This is a genomic window from Sphaerothrix gracilis Ecp01 (genome assembly GCF_030405905.1).
GTDB lineage: Bacteria > Cyanobacteriota > Cyanobacteriia > Phormidesmidales > Phormidesmidaceae > Sphaerothrix > Sphaerothrix gracilis.
Map to the genome: position 1 here is coordinate 206,920 of NZ_JASATW010000010.1, position 14,388 is coordinate 221,307.

At 49.0% G+C, this 14,388-nt stretch carries 16 protein-coding genes; 4 read left to right on the forward strand and 12 right to left on the reverse strand.

The window, feature by feature from the left end; genetic code table 11:
* The first annotated feature begins 373 nt into the window (after positions 1-373).
* Entirely contained in the window at positions 374-2,047 is a 1,674-nt protein-coding gene (locus QJQ48_RS13400; protein WP_346291742.1) for an ATP-binding protein, read from the forward strand.
* Positions 2,048-2,082: 35 nt separating this feature from the next.
* On the opposite strand, the gene QJQ48_RS13405 is transcribed toward QJQ48_RS13400, so the two are convergent.
* Positions 2,083-2,412 (reverse strand): hypothetical protein, encoded by a 330-nt coding sequence (locus tag QJQ48_RS13405; RefSeq protein WP_346291743.1) that lies wholly within the window; start codon positions 2,410-2,412, stop codon positions 2,083-2,085.
* Between the two features lie 26 nt (positions 2,413-2,438).
* Between QJQ48_RS13405 and aat the strand changes: the two genes are divergently transcribed.
* Positions 2,439-3,026 (forward strand): leucyl/phenylalanyl-tRNA--protein transferase, encoded by a 588-nt coding sequence (aat, locus tag QJQ48_RS13410; protein WP_346291744.1) that lies wholly within the window; start codon positions 2,439-2,441, stop codon positions 3,024-3,026.
* A gap of 37 nt (positions 3,027-3,063) precedes the next feature.
* Here the strand turns inward: aat and QJQ48_RS13415 are convergent, their stop codons facing one another.
* The 5 genes from QJQ48_RS13415 to QJQ48_RS13435 all read right to left on the reverse strand — a co-directional run bounded on the left by QJQ48_RS13415 (position 3,064) and on the right by QJQ48_RS13435 (position 6,924).
* On the reverse strand, positions 3,064-3,381 hold the full coding sequence (locus tag QJQ48_RS13415; RefSeq protein ID WP_346291745.1) for a hypothetical protein: 318 nt from the start codon (positions 3,379-3,381) through the stop codon (positions 3,064-3,066).
* Positions 3,382-3,450: 69 nt separating this feature from the next.
* Positions 3,451-4,269 (reverse strand): DUF3598 family protein, encoded by an 819-nt coding sequence (locus QJQ48_RS13420; RefSeq protein ID WP_346291746.1) that lies wholly within the window; start codon positions 4,267-4,269, stop codon positions 3,451-3,453.
* Positions 4,270-4,294: 25 nt separating this feature from the next.
* Positions 4,295-5,086 (reverse strand): ABC transporter permease, encoded by a 792-nt coding sequence (locus QJQ48_RS13425; protein WP_346291772.1) that lies wholly within the window; start codon positions 5,084-5,086, stop codon positions 4,295-4,297.
* A gap of 43 nt (positions 5,087-5,129) precedes the next feature.
* Positions 5,130-5,987 carry an ABC transporter permease gene (locus QJQ48_RS13430; protein WP_346291747.1) on the reverse strand — a complete coding sequence of 286 codons (858 nt, stop codon included), beginning with the start codon at positions 5,985-5,987 and terminating at the stop codon, positions 5,130-5,132.
* Positions 5,988-6,135: 148 nt separating this feature from the next.
* Entirely contained in the window at positions 6,136-6,924 is a 789-nt protein-coding gene (locus QJQ48_RS13435; RefSeq protein WP_346291748.1) for a hypothetical protein, read from the reverse strand.
* A gap of 352 nt (positions 6,925-7,276) precedes the next feature.
* On the opposite strand from QJQ48_RS13435, the gene QJQ48_RS13440 reads away from it, so the two are divergent.
* Positions 7,277-7,399 (forward strand): hypothetical protein, encoded by a 123-nt coding sequence (locus tag QJQ48_RS13440; protein ID WP_346291749.1) that lies wholly within the window; start codon positions 7,277-7,279, stop codon positions 7,397-7,399.
* Positions 7,400-7,474: 75 nt separating this feature from the next.
* Here the strand turns inward: QJQ48_RS13440 and QJQ48_RS13445 are convergent, their stop codons facing one another.
* The 4 genes from QJQ48_RS13445 to QJQ48_RS13460 all read right to left on the reverse strand — a co-directional run bounded on the left by QJQ48_RS13445 (position 7,475) and on the right by QJQ48_RS13460 (position 11,778).
* A complete protein-coding gene (locus QJQ48_RS13445) occupies positions 7,475-8,167 on the reverse strand; it encodes a PEP-CTERM sorting domain-containing protein (RefSeq protein WP_346291750.1) in 693 nt (230 codons plus the stop codon).
* Positions 8,168-8,379: 212 nt separating this feature from the next.
* Positions 8,380-10,122: a methionine--tRNA ligase gene (gene metG / locus QJQ48_RS13450; RefSeq protein ID WP_346291773.1), complete on the reverse strand. Its 1,743-nt coding sequence runs from the start codon at positions 10,120-10,122 to the stop codon at positions 8,380-8,382.
* An 89-nt stretch (positions 10,123-10,211) separates the two neighbouring features.
* A complete protein-coding gene (locus tag QJQ48_RS13455; protein ID WP_346291751.1) occupies positions 10,212-10,973 on the reverse strand; it encodes a class I SAM-dependent methyltransferase in 762 nt (253 codons plus the stop codon).
* A gap of 7 nt (positions 10,974-10,980) precedes the next feature.
* Positions 10,981-11,778, reverse strand: coding sequence for a TIGR01548 family HAD-type hydrolase (locus tag QJQ48_RS13460; protein ID WP_346291752.1), 798 nt, complete (start codon positions 11,776-11,778; stop codon positions 10,981-10,983).
* Between the two features lie 128 nt (positions 11,779-11,906).
* On the opposite strand from QJQ48_RS13460, the gene QJQ48_RS13465 reads away from it, so the two are divergent.
* On the forward strand, positions 11,907-12,218 hold the full coding sequence (locus tag QJQ48_RS13465; protein ID WP_346291753.1) for a 30S ribosomal protein PSRP-3: 312 nt from the start codon (positions 11,907-11,909) through the stop codon (positions 12,216-12,218).
* A gap of 139 nt (positions 12,219-12,357) precedes the next feature.
* Here the strand turns inward: QJQ48_RS13465 and atpC are convergent, their stop codons facing one another.
* Both atpC and atpD read right to left on the reverse strand, forming a co-directional pair.
* Positions 12,358-12,765: an ATP synthase F1 subunit epsilon gene (gene atpC, locus QJQ48_RS13470; protein WP_346291754.1), complete on the reverse strand. Its 408-nt coding sequence runs from the start codon at positions 12,763-12,765 to the stop codon at positions 12,358-12,360.
* Positions 12,766-12,853: 88 nt separating this feature from the next.
* Positions 12,854-14,308 (reverse strand): F0F1 ATP synthase subunit beta, encoded by a 1,455-nt coding sequence (gene atpD / locus QJQ48_RS13475; protein WP_346291755.1) that lies wholly within the window; start codon positions 14,306-14,308, stop codon positions 12,854-12,856.
* Positions 14,309-14,388 lie beyond the last annotated feature (80 nt).

Below are 14,388 nucleotides of genomic sequence, written 5' to 3' on the forward strand. Positions count from 1 at the left end.
AAAGAGCTCAACCCTTCAGCATCACTCTAGGAACTTGCGGCTTTCGGTACCTCTATCCCAGGCGAGAGGCATTTTTCACTATTAAGATAGACGACAAAATGCTTTGTGGAAAAGCCTGCTAAAATCTCTATCTCTTCTAGGTAGAAAAGCCAGCAAACATTTTTGCCTAATTAGAATGTTGAATGCTGTTTTGACGTTTTCAAATAGCTAGCTCAAAATCTGACAGGAAATCTACTGATAGTAAATTCACCAAGATTAAGGCTATATGTTCACAACTATCCTTAGGCGGGAACGATAAAAATCACAGCTATAAAGTTGTCGGCACCAAGTTTCTACGGAAAAGCTTTAGATCTTGTGATGGAAGTAGCGATAAATGAAGTTGATTTCTCGAAAGCTGAACCGTCTAACTAATAAGTATTTAAGATTACTGCTTACAGCGGCTGTAGTTTTGAGCCTAATGTTAGTAGCTTTAGGTAGTTGGAATGTTTGGAATATCTCCCGTAACTTCGAAAACATTATTGCTACAGAATTTCGGCTTCAGCAAACAAGCAGCAAGATTATTCACCTAGATGAGGTGTTAACTATGTCTGCGCGAATGGCGGCGGCCACGGGTGATTCAACCTGGGAGACTCGCTATCGTCGCTTTGAACCTCAGCTTGACACAGCCATCAAGCAGGCAATCCAGTTAGCCCCTGAAACCTATGCGAATCATGCAGTTCAAACGGATGCAGCCAACGCGAAGCTGGTCAATATGGAGAACCGAGCCTTTAAACTCGTCGATCAGGGACAGCCCGATCGGGCTTTAGCTTTACTGCTGAGTGATACTTACACAAACCAAAAAGAAATTTATGCTGACGGCATGAATCAGACGATTGATACCTTACAGACAAGAATTAGGCTAAACCTAGAAACTTATAGTTCAGAGCTATCTCAATCGAGCCTGTTCAGCATAGTTAGTTTTAGCATTTTGATGTCAGCATGGCTGACAATTCTTGTTTTAGTAAATCAATATGTACGTCAAAGAAATCAGGCAGAAAAAAGGTTACATATAGCCAAAACTGAACTAGAGCATACCAATAAAAGCTTAGAGACTTCACAAGTAGTCCTACGGCAAAAAACACAGATTCTTGCAGCTTCTCTTCAGGAATTACAGGAAACCCAACTAAAGATGATTCAGGCTGAAAAGATGTCAAGCCTGGGGCAGCTAGTTGCTGGCGTTGCCCATGAAATCAATAATCCAGTTAATTTTATTCACGGTAATCTTTCCTGTCTTCGTACATATATTGAAGACTTATTAGACTTAATTCAGCTTTATCAAAATAAAAGCTGTTTTTCAGAGCCTGAAATCAGGTCTAAAGCTATCAGCATTGATCTCATCTTTTTACAGCAAGATTTGCCAAAAATGCTCGACTCTATGAAGCTAGGGACTGAGCGCATTCAACAAATAGTATTGTCTTTAAGAAACTTTTCTCGCATGGATGAAGCCGCCTTTAAAGCAGTTGATATTCACGAGGGAATTGAAAGTACTCTATTACTTCTAGGACATCGCCTCAAACATAAAGCAAATTTTTCTGAGATTGAAGTTATTACAGACTATAAAACTATACCAGAGGTGGAATGCTATCCCGGGCAACTAAACCAGGTTCTGATGAATATATTGACAAATGCTATTGATGCTTTAGAAGACGTTCAGACTAATCAGATTGCTAAGCATTCCCAGATCACAATACGTACATCATGCATTGTGAGAAATGGCGCAGAATGGATAAAAATCTCAATTATTGATAATGGATGCGGTATACCTGAAGAGATTCAAAAACGCATATTTGATCCATTCTTTACTACGAAGCCCGTCGGCAAAGGTACGGGGATGGGAATGTCTATTAGCTATCAAATTATCACTGAAAAGCACGGGGGCAAATTGGAGTGCTTTTCTAGAATCGGATATGGCACTGAGTTTGTGATTCAGATCCCGGTTAAACAAGCTAAACCGAGCAAAGGGGTAGACAAGCTAAATGGCTATTCCTTGATAACGCACTTGAGCTAGTCACTGCTGGCTGTAAAGTTCAAGAGGCAAGTAGCTTAGTTACCGCAGCAGCGATCGATGCCGAGACTGTCTAGGAGCAGGTCACCAACAGCATTGGCGATCGCAAACTCACTGTAAAAACTTTTAGAGAAATCAAAGCCCTGCATCTCTGTTAAGATAGCCATGACCAGCGCATTCAGGTCGTTTTCGCCCTCCATTCGCTGCCGCACAAAGACCTGACTGGCTCTTTGTGCAATGTTCTGATTGACGGCTTCTGGCAAAAATTCCTCATCTAGCCATCTTTGTAGAGCCGCCTGTAACCATTCCCCTTCCTGAGAAGGGTTTTCAGCCGGGGGGAGCGTGACAGATTCAATCGGTTCAGCCATTAAAATCTCGGATTTACATCTGGCCGATGTCGTTTAATATTCCTGCCATTGTTGAAGGCTATGCTAAGGGCTACTTCCTGATGGCAGACAACACGGGCGGCAATCTTACCTGGTATTCTAGCCGACAGCGCACCTTAATTCCGCTAGACGAGCGATTTCGTTACCCCAAATCTCTACGTCGCCACCTCAACCAAGACCGCTTTTCGGTTTCAGTCAATCGTGCTTTTCCGGCAGTGGTTGAGGGCTGTGCTAATCGAGACTCTACCTGGATTTCTGATGAGCTAAAGCAGATTTACTGGGCGCTACATCAGAACGGAGTTGCCTACAGTTTTGAAACCTGGCAGGGAGATGAGCTAGCGGGCGGTATTTTGGGACTTGTCATTGGTGGAGCCTTCATCGGGGAATCAATGTTTTATCGCATCCCGGAAGGGTCTAAAGTGGCGATGGTGAAGCTAGTAGAAAGACTGCGATCGCGCGAATTTGTCCTGTTCGATGCCCAAATGATGAACCCGCATTTAGCCCGCTTTGGGGCATATGTAGTTTCCAATCGAGCTTACCAAAATCTGCTTAAACTTGCTCTCCAGCGGCAGTGTAGCCTGATGGAAACTAGCTGAAGGATAGATTGAATTTGAAAGGCCCAAACCGCCTAAGCTAGTCGAGAGGCAGTCTGACAGCTGTGACATCAATAATCAAAGCGGGCTTTGCTGGTGCGCCTAGCCAGCGGCGAATAATAGCAAAGGGATTATACAAAATGCGCTTGGCAGGTATGACTGGGGGCAAAATTTCTATTAACAAATCATTCCCACCCAGTAAAAAATGGCGGCTGCGCAAGAGGTAGTTGCGCCAGTAGAAAGGCAGGCTGAAATAGAGGCTTCTCCAGCCAGCGGCCCCTAGCTTTTGCAGTATTAGGTAAAGTTTGCGGTGCCATAGCTGGTTGAGATGCTGAGAAAAGCCCTGACCGTACCCCATAAAATGCCCAAGTGGAAAAGACTATTTTTTTCAGTGTATGCAGGCTGATAAACCCGTAACAGAGAGAAACTACGTATCTCGCCGCTCTGTCACCAGCGTGAGGCTGATCCACCCGCCTTTCTCATCGTAATAACGAATCATCCGCTGGCGCAAGCCGGGTTCTATCAGCCAGCCCACCTCCAAAAATAGAGGGGTACGAGGCTGAATTGTGCTTGGCCCCGTTGCAGAAGCGCCATCTGGCAGACACAAAACCCGCCCGCCTTGTTCAAACTGAATCAGTGAGCCTTGAATCTGGCCGGTAGATTCAATGAGCTGGGGTCTTTTGCCAATTTGGAGGCTTTGCCGCAGGCGATCGCCGCCAGTCCGTTCAATTTTGAGCTGAGTCTGATAGGTATCGTCGGGGCGCAGGTCAGGGTAGAGCGTCACAGCTTCGCCGCGCCAGGTACCCAGCAGATCGTCAACTGTCAGGGGAGGTCGCTCAGGCGCATCTGAGCCTGCCCGCGCTTCTCGAATGAGCGTGAGCTGCCGCAGCTGGTTATCCTGACCGAAAATTTGGACGAGGCGCAGGCGGCGATCGCCCCAGATGAGCCCCAGTTCGGCGCCGAATTCAGAAAATGGCCCCCACTGAATTGAACCTTGAGAGAAAGCACCGTTTTCAAAAAACAAAACGCCCTTACCCAGGGTGCGATACTCGTAGACCTGTTCGTTAGGAGCGTCATCAGCAGGTAGCTTCCGGACTGTCTGACGCATGGTTTCGCCTTGGTTGATTCCGGTAAGGGAGACGACGCTATCAATCTCTTCCAGCGCCTCTCCGGTTGGCGAAAATCGCGTAAACGATCCTTGCCAAACCCCTTCGTTCTGAAATAACCGTTCCCACTGCGACGCCATAAACCTATTTGCTCAATTTGCAGTTCTATTGTCGCTGACGACGGGAATAGAGGCTATAGCCGATAAAGGCAATTAGAATCATTGAGAAGGAAAAGAGCGTGGTTAGCGTCCCGACGGCGTAGAGGGCCGGCGAGGTGACATTGGTGGTCATGCCGAAGATTTCTAACGGCAGGGTATTGTATTGTCCAGAGATGAGCGAGGTGCGGGTAAATTCATCGTAGGAAAGGGTGAAGCACAGCAGACCGACGCCTACCATGCTAGGTGCGATCAGCGGCAGGACGATTTCGCCAAAGGTGGTCAGGCCGTTTGCTCCTAAGTCCCGTGCGGCTTCTTCATAGGTGGGATTAAAGCGGTTGAAAACGCCAATCATAATCAAAAAGGCAATGGGGAGCGTCCAGGTAAGATGCGCTCCCAGCCCCGATGTAAACCAGTTGGTGGCAATGCCAAAAATCTGAAAGACAACGCCAATCCCCAACGAGATCAAGATACTGGGCACGATCAGGCTAGAAATCGTCAGGTAAAACACGGGTGTTGCCCCTTTAAAGCGCCGCCGAAACGCCAAGCTTGCCATCACCGCGCAGCTCACTGACAGCAGCATGACTAAAGCGCCTAGCAGCAGCGATCGCTGAAACGGCTCAATAAAGTTGCCGACGCGCTGTTCTTGAAAAACCTGACCCAGCCAGTAGAAACCAAAGCTTCTTACCGGAAAGGTCAGGGTACCCTCTGGCCCCTGCAGTGACAGAATAAAGATGGTGATCATCGGGCCGTAGAGAAACAGCACAAACAGCCCAAAAAAAGCTGCCAGCAGATAAAACATAGGCGATCGCTTGTGGCCCACTTGAAATAGCTCCTTAACTGCCTTACAGCTCTTGACGAATATCAACGACGCGCAAAATTGAAACCACCAGCAGCAGCGTCACCAGCAGCAACAAAATAGCATTAGCGGCGGCCAGCGGATATTGCAGACTGCCGATTTGCGTTTGAATGAGCTTGCCAATGGAGGCTGCCTGACCGCCCCCCATCAGCCGCACCGTGACGAATTCTCCCATTACCAGAGTCACGACGAAAATAGAGCCGATGGCAATTCCAGGCGCTGAAAGCGGCAAAATCACCTCTTGAAAAGTCTGCCGTCCTGAAGCGCCCATATCCTGGGCCGCCGTAATCAAGGTTCGATCAATTCGCATCAGGCTGTTAAAAATCGGCGCAATCATAAAAATGATGTAGAGATGCACCATACCCAGCACCACCGCAAAGTCTGAGTAGAGCAAAAATTCTAAGGGCTGGTTCACTAAACCAAACTGCAGCAAGAGCTGATTCACTAACCCCTCTTTACCCAAAAGCGGTACCCAAGAAATCATGCGAATAATATTGGATGTCCAAAACGGAATGGTGCAGATCAGAAATAGAATGACCTGCCACCGTAGCCCCTCGACATAAAAGGAAAGAAAGTAAGCCACCGGATAGCCAATCAGCAGGGTAAACAGCCAGACCAAGGAGACAAACTTGAAGGTGTTGAGATAGGTCTTCAGCGTCACCTCTGACTGCAAAATGCTGAGGTAGTTTTCCAGTGAAAAGGCTGGCACCATAGCGTAGCCGTTGAACTGCCAAAAACTGACAACGGCAATCATGGCAATAGGAAACAGCAGGAAGAGGCAAAACACTAGCGTTTGCGGCGTTACGAGCAGATAGGATTGAACAGCTGTTCTTACTCTTGCCATCAGAAAAATTTTTGTGTGGACTTTTCTTTGCGGAGCTATGCGGTCTCCGAATCATAAGCTTAATACGTTCTTATGAGCAGTCCAGCCACAAATCTGTATCAATTTTGACCATACGCCCGACACACGGCTTTGGCAGTCTAGTTCAAGCCTATAAATACTTAGCGAACTGGGTTTTGCCAACGGTCTGCAAAATCTCTTCGTAGTTTTCAATAGCCTGATCGAGCTTATTGGGAGAAATTTTTCTATGGCCACTTGAAATTTCAAAGGGAGCAATGTCTAAAAAATCGCATATTTTTTCTTTGTAGTAGTTTTGCGACTCTGGCGAATGGAATAGAGCTTCATAAGAAATATTCAAAACTCTATAAGGCTGGAGTTCATTCACAAAAGCCTGATGCTGTTTAAGCTCCTCGTCAAAGATCTCTAGCTCGCGAATTGTTTTGGAGGGGTCTAAATAAAGAGGCTGCGAGTCGGCTTTTCCTGTGGTTTTTTGTAGTGTAATTAATCCACTAGCCTTCATTCTCTCTAAAGATAAAAATCGCTTAAACTGATTTTCTCTATAGAGGTTAATGACCAGAATATCTTCTCTTTCTTTCAGGTAAGACGTTGCCTCTCTTCTTTTGAAGTTTAATGAAAAATCTTTGATGCCTATTGTTTTAACCTGTTGCCAATTTTTGAAATTGACTGGTTCTCCTTTTTTGATATGGGCCAAGGCGGAATAGGTATGGGCAGCATAGAACAAAATCTGGCTGGTGTAAATGAAGTCCAAATATTTGTCTACGGGTATTCTGCCAAAAGTAAAGCGTTTGTATAACTTATATGGAATCGTCCAGCCTCCTAAAACCTCTCCGTAGTTAGTAACTTGAGGATGAGCATTCAGCAGGTTAGCAAGATAATTGCTGCCGCTTCGACCCAATGTGAAAATGATGTGTTTTTGCATGACAAACCGAGGAGATCAATTGAACTTGTCAACTGCACCCAATTCCTAGAACCTTTTAGTTCCTTCAAATTAAGTTGATAAAATGTACTGCTGAAAAAATATACTGCGCTTTGTTAAAGTCAGCAGTAGAAACTAATTTCAGGATTTTAAAAAACGAATTGACTTGATCTATTGACCGCGAAATTTATCAGTATGTTTCCAGATTTATCTGCGTATTTACACTGCTTTTTAATCTCCATTTCACAATCAAAATATTGTCTGTGAAGCCGCCAGCCCAATCGTATACGTCTACGTGATTATTTAAAACCAAAAGTAGGTATCCCTGGTAGTTCTTCTTTGCTTTGGCGCTACGGTGCGGCAGCACGGATACAGCGATCGCCGGGGGGCTACGCCCGGCTTGCTTAAAGCTAGCGCTTTAGCAATGCTCAAACGGTTTGAGAAAAAGCTGTTTATAAAGAAGACCGATGAGCGGTAGCTCATCGGTTCTCTGGAGAATCCCTACAAAATTGTGAGATGCTTTCTAGTTGCTTAGAACAAGGGCATCAGCTTTTTAAGCCTCTGCAGACGAGTTCTGCTTTCGCTTACGACGGAGCAAAGCCCCTAAGGTCAGCGCTGCGCCGGATCCCAAAATAGTGACGGGTTCAGGCACAAACTCAACCTCAGCGATCGCGCCGCCATCCGCTAAGAACACTTCAAACGAAGTCACTTCGTAGCCGACTAGCAGATCCTGCTCGGTTTCTGCGCCGAGACGAAAAATGGCCGAGGTGCCATCTGCAGCCACTTCTCCGCTCGGATTCGCTTGAATTTCTTCTTTCCCTAGCGTAGAGAAGAAAACTTTGACATAACTATCGACGTTGCCAATGTCTAAAAAGCTGAGTCGCCGCAGCCGTTGCCCATTTTCAGCATTATCCTTCAGAAAGTCAAAGCGAATCTGAGCATTTTCAGAACTATTGTCCGTAGTCAGAACGTTGCCGTAGCCAGCCCGCTCATCGAGCTTGAGTTTCTGACTGTTGAGAGAAGTAATCTTTAGGTATTGGGTAGTCTCCAATCCTTCGTATTCAAAAGTGATATCCTCGTGAGTTGTCCCTGCTTGAGCAGATAAATCTGGCTCATCAAAATCAACCGTGTAAGACCAAGTTTCTTGATTAAAAGGGCCTAAATTAACACCAATAGCTTCAGCCGGGAGAGCCGTTCCAAAAGCTGTACCCAAGCTGGCGAGGGCGACTAGTAGACGTTTCTTCATGTTTAGCTGAGTAAGATTTACTACGATCGTCTCGCACCCAGATCTAAGTTAGCTCAGTGCTTCCGTAATTGCCGTCTCGTAAATTTACGGAAATTGTTCTTTTGCAGGTTTTTGGAGGGAGTCGAAGCGATGATAAATATCAGTACTTAAACCAGGATTTTTGTATAAAAAAACACAAAATCTGTCTCGAAAGTAAAATTCGTTTGCTGGGGCTAATTTTGTCCACCAAACTGATTTTTGAGGGCTTCAAGGCGGTCGTCATCTAGCTTTTGGAACAGGGGAGGCGGTACGTCAAAAGAGCGCTCTGCCTGAATCACGCTAAAATCTACGGCTGCGTCAAAAGAACTGGTGCGCTCGGTTTCTGAGAGCTTGAGGGCATTGCAGATAGTCTCGGCGGTGAAGGGAATAAAGGGCTGAGCAGCGATCGCGTAAATCCGAATCAAATTGATACAGGTGCGAATCACCAACGCCGCTTCGTCTTTATTTTGCTTGAACAGCGCCCAGGGGGCACGGATATCAATGTACTGATTGCCTGCTGTCCACAGCGCGTTGAGGGCTTCAGCCGCCTTGCGAAACTCCATTGCCTGCAGATGACCCGAAATTTTAGCCATCAGCGCCTGACAGGTCGCCTCTAGCTGCTGTTCTGCCTCAGTTGGCTCTCCCCCGGCGGGTACGATGCCTTTAAAGCGGGAATTGGCAAATTTCAGAATTCGGTTGACAAAGTTGCCTAAATTATCTGCCAGCTCTTTGTTGACCTTTACCTGTAGCTGCTCCCAAGTGAAGGCTGAGTCGGAAGACTCTGGCGACGAGGCAATCAGGGTATAGCGCCAGTAGTCAGCAGGCAGAATCTCGAGAGCCTGATCTAAGAAGACGCCTCGCTTAGAGCTGGTCGAAAACTTACCGCCATAGTAGTTGAGCCAGTTGAAGCCCTTGATATAGTCCGCCATTGTCCAGGGTTCGCGGGTACCCAAGATCATGGCGGGCCACATGATGGTATGAAAGGGCAGATTATCCTTTGCCATGAACTGGACGTAGTGAACATCCGAGGCATTCTGCCACCAGTCTAGCCAGCTTCGGCCAGCAGCTTCTTCGGCCCAGGCTTTAGTTGCCGCTACGTAGCCGATGGGGGCATCAAACCAAACATAAAAGACCTTATTGTCAAAGCCTTCACGAGGCACAGGCACCCCCCAGCTCAAATCGCGGGTGATGCCGCGACTCTGCAACCCTTCATTTAGCCACTTCATCGCAATTGACTTGGTCAGTGTCGGCCAGCTTTCTTGCTGCTCGACCCAGTTGCGCACCTCTTCACTCAGCTTGTCAAGCCGCAGAAACAGATGCTTGCTGGTGCGAATTTCTAGATGGGTACTGCCTGAAACCGCCGATTGGGGATTGATTAAATCGGTGGGGCTGAGGACTGAGGTGCAGTTTTCACACTGGTCGCCTCTGGCCTTTTCGTAGCCGCATTTGGGACAGGTGCCGACAACATAGCGATCGGGTAAGAAGCGATCGTCTTCAATCGAATAAATCTGGCTAATTTCCTGTTCTTCGATAAAGCCGTTGGCGTCTAGCTGGCGGTAAAAATGCTGGGTTAGCTCGTGGTTTTCCGGGGAAGAGGTGCGGCCAAAATGGTCAAAAGATAGCCCGAAGCGACTATAGACGTCGGCCTGTCGCTCATACTGGCGCTTGCAGTAGACAGCTACATCTAGGTCTGCTTCAAAAGCCGCTAGCTCCGCCGGAGTGCCATGCTCATCCGTACCACAGATGTAGAGAACTTCTTCCCCTTGCTGGCGCAGGAAGCGGGCATAGACATCGGCGGGCAGCATCGAGCCGACGAGGTTACCCAAATGTTTAATACCGTTGATGTAGGGAAGGGCGCTGGTAATGAGATACCGCATAGTCTCTTTTAACTGTCGATTTAGCCGCTTGCGATCGCAGCTCTGCTCGCCTTCAGCTATTCTCTGAAAAGCAAAGAACTGAAAGCGGAGAAACTGCACTAAGTTCCGATCCTAGCAGGTTTGCGCCAGCCTAATAATGAGAGTCACGGCTAAAGCTGGCCTAGGCGTAAATGCAGAGGCCAGATCACCTGTTTGCGATCGCTCAGATCGCCCCAAGCCTGAGCTAAATCGTCTTGAACGAGTTCAACCGGATGAATTTGTCGTCGCCGCAGAAAGCGCTGGGTGGCTGACCAGGTATTGAGATAGCCCAATAGCTGCTCAAACGACCAGGTAGCTTCCATTTGAAACTGAGGTGCTGCAATTGGTTTGAAGGGAAAGCTCATCGTCTGATAGCGATCTTCAATGAGCTGTCGCTCTGGCGGCCAGTAAGGCCCGATGGTTTTGTAATAGAAATGCTGCACAAAGTGATTGACCGTAGGTGAAATCTGCATGAGGGCGTAGCACCAGACCGCAATAATGCCTTTGGGTTTGAGCGATCGCCTTGCTTCTGCATAAAATCGCTCTTGATTGAACCAGTGCAGAGCCTGAGCCGCCGTGATCAAATCAACGGTGCTATCAGCTAGGCCATTGTTTTCAGCCGCTGCGTTTTGATAGATCACCTGGGGATGAGCCTGGGCCTGAGCGAGCTGCGCTTCGCTGGCATCAGTGGCCACTACTTGAGTGAAATAAGGGGTGAGGGCCACCGCCGCCTGACCGCTGCCGGTGCCGCAGTCCCAGGCCAATGTGTGCTCAGGGCAAAGGCTGGCCAGATAGGCAAATAGCGGCTCCGGGTAATGGGGGCGGTATTTGGCGTAGTCAACTGCTTGCGTGGAGAAATAGTCTTTAAAGCCCATCGCCCTAGCTCTTGGCATTTCTCAACTAGATTAGCTGATGGATTAGCGGAGCGGTAAGCTGAGTGACGGTGTCTAAAACAATTTCGGCTCCAGCGGTCTGGAGCTTTTGGCGGTAGGCCGTGGCGTAGTCGGCGGCGTACTGGACATGGGGAGGCAGGATACCCACCGCAATCCAGCGGCGATCGCTCTGGTGCTGGCGGGCCATCTGTACGGTTTGCATATCTGCAACGGTGTCCCCGGCATAGACAGCCGGGAGGCCCGCCGTCACTCCCTGAGCTTCTAGCTGAGTCACGGTCTGAAACAGGCCGGTGGGATCGGGCTTGCCGGGTGCGTCTTCCATTGCCACTAGAACGGGCTGAGTCAGACCAATGCGGCGTTCTAGAATGTACCGCGCCGATCCCTGCGTCGCGCCGCTGAAAAATCCCCAAGCGATCTGAGTTTGCTGAAGCTGATCAAAGTAAGCCCGCTCTGCCAGAACTGGCTCTTGAGCAATGTAGCCGTCCCACTGCTCCGGATTTGCCGCCTTCCCCCGGTAGCGCTGCTGAAAAAAGTTGACCAGTTCGTCGTAGCTGAGAGCGATTTGCGATCGCCCCTGTCCCTGCGCTTCAAAGTAGCGATAAATTAACTCTTGAGAAGCCTGCCAGTCGTTATTCCAGCAGCCTTCACTTTTGAGCTGATCAATATCTGCCGGGGTGGGACGGTACGCATCGGTGAAGTGCTCTACCGTATCGGCAACGGCCCGCCGATAAGAACCGCTAACATCTCGGATGACGCCGTCAATGTCAAAAATAGCGATCGCAGTGTAGGTATCAGCAGAAAACATAGGGAATAGCCATAAACTGAAGCCAATCGAGAGCTAAGCTGCCAACTTTTGGCGGTGGGAGACTTCACGGTTGAAGCTGTGAATCTACGATAATATAGAGGACTGTAATGTTTTAGGTGGTCTATTGAATGGAGGTCTCATTGTCGCGATTTATCTTAAAAGTTCTTTGGTTAGAGAAAGACGTTGCCCTGGCTGTGGATCAGGTTGTAGGTAAGGGAACCAGCCCGCTGACGTCCTATTTTTTCTGGCCCCGCAATGATGCGTGGGAGCAGATCAAAACAGAACTTGAGTCCAAAAGCTGGATTACCGAAGAAGAACGGATTGAGCTGCTAAACAAAGCAACTGAAATTATTAACTATTGGCAAGAAGAAGGGAAGACCCGGCCCATGTCTGAGGCCCAGTCTAAGTTTCCTGAAGTCGCCTTTACAGGTAGTTCGTGATATTTGTTGGTTTTTAGATACGCAGGGAGGGGTTTGGCTTGCCAAACCCCTCTTTGGGTTAGAGACGATAAATTCCGGCTAGCTGAGACGGGTTCCGGTGACCTAACGCCTGAAATTGCTGGCGATCGCAGGGGTGAGGCTAGACCATCCCGCCTGCGGCCTGCAGCCGCGCCCTAGCCCGCTTTAGGGCTTGAGCTGCCCGAATTTTGTCCTGACGATCTTCGTCAGAAACTTGCTCTAGGCGCTGCTCTGCCTGCTTGAAAGCAGCTTGGGCATCGTCTTTGCTGATGCTGTCGCCGCGCTCAGCCCCGTTGACCAAGATAGTCACTTCGTCATTTTCAACCTCAGCGAAGCCGCCCATCAGGGCGATCGCGATCCAGTCTTTCTCAGCTCGCACGCGCATGACGCCAATGTCTAAGGCAGAGAGCAGCGGCGCGTGACCGCCCAAAATACCTAGCTGACCCGTGGTGCTAGGCAAAATGACTTCTTCTGCTTCGGAGTCCCAAACCGTTTTGTCGGGAGCAATGACCCGAACCGTTAATGCCATGTCTTGCTTTTAATCCTCAAATGCTGTGCTAACCATGCCATAGGGGTTTGGCACGCCAAACCCCTACCTAATTGAAGATGAGGCTTGACTAGCTCTCAGACTTCATCTTTTCGGCAGCTTCGCGCACCTGATCAATGCCGCCTTTGAGATAGAAGGCTTGCTCAGGAATATCGTCTAGCTCACCGTCCAGGATCATGTTGAAGCCTTTGATGGTGTCGTCTAGCTTCACGTACTGACCGGCCAGTCCGGTGAAGACCTCAGCGACGAAGAAAGGCTGAGACAAGAACTTCTCAATCTTCCGCGCCCGCGCTACTGTTAGGCGGTCGTCTTCAGAAAGTTCATCCAGGCCGAGGATGGCAATGATGTCTTGCAGCTCCTTGTAGCGCTGCAGCGTGGACTGCACGGCACGAGCGGTTCTGTAGTGCTCTTCTCCTACAATGTCAGGCTGCAGCATGGTGGAGGTAGAGTCTAGGGGATCGACCGCCGGATAAATACCCTTAGAAGCTAAGCCTCTAGACAGTACGGTGGTAGCGTCTAGGTGAGCAAAAGTAGTTGCCGGAGCTGGGTCAGTCAGGTCGTCTGCCGGAACGTAAACGGCCTGAATTGAAGTAATGGATCCTTCCAGGGTCGAGGTGATGCGCTCCTGCAGGGTGCCCATCTCAGTACCGAGGGTGGGCTGGTAGCCTACCGCCGAAGGCATCCGGCCTAGCAGCGCTGATACTTCAGAACCCGCCTGCACAAAACGGAAGATGTTGTCGATGAACAGCAGTACGTCCTGCTTGTTGACATCACGGAAATACTCGGCCATAGTCAGCGCTGAAAGGCCCACCCGCATCCGGGCTCCGGGCGGCTCGTTCATCTGACCATAAACCAGGGCTACCTTAGACTCGCTGAGGTTTTCCTCGTTGATAACCTTGGATTCAATAAATTCGTTGTAGAGGTCGTTGCCCTCACGGGTGCGCTCGCCCACGCCGCCAAACACGGATACGCCGCCGTGCTCTTTAGCAATGTTGTTGATCAGCTCTTGAATTAGAACTGTTTTACCGACACCCGCACCGCCGAACAAGCCAATCTTACCGCCTCGACGATAGGGCGCTAGCAGGTCAATTACCTTAATGCCGGTTTCAAAAACAGCCGGTTTGGTTTCCAGTTCGACCAGCTTGGGAGCATCGCGGTGAATTGGAGAGGTGGACTCGGTATCAACCGGGCCTTTTTCGTCAATCGGCTCGCCGAGGACGTTGAAAATGCGTCCCAGGGTGCCTTTACCCACGGGAACCGAAATAGGAGCGCCGGTATCGACAACTTCCATACCGCGAACTAAACCATCTGTTGAACTCATCGCCACAGCGCGCACCTGAGAGTCTCCCAGGAGCTGCTGTACCTCACAAGTTACAGAAACTTCTTGTCCGATCGCGTTTGTACCCGATATCTTGAGGGCGTTGTAGATTTGTGGCAGTTGGCCGCTGGGAAACTCAGCGTCCACAACGGGGCCAATAATCTGAACGATGGAGCCGGTATTCGTCTTTTCTGCAGTGGTGACCATGCTTGCGCCTATCTCGTGACTAGCTGTTCTAGCGACTTTCTTAAGATTGTTTTACGTTCCAAAGTGCCACATTACAGATT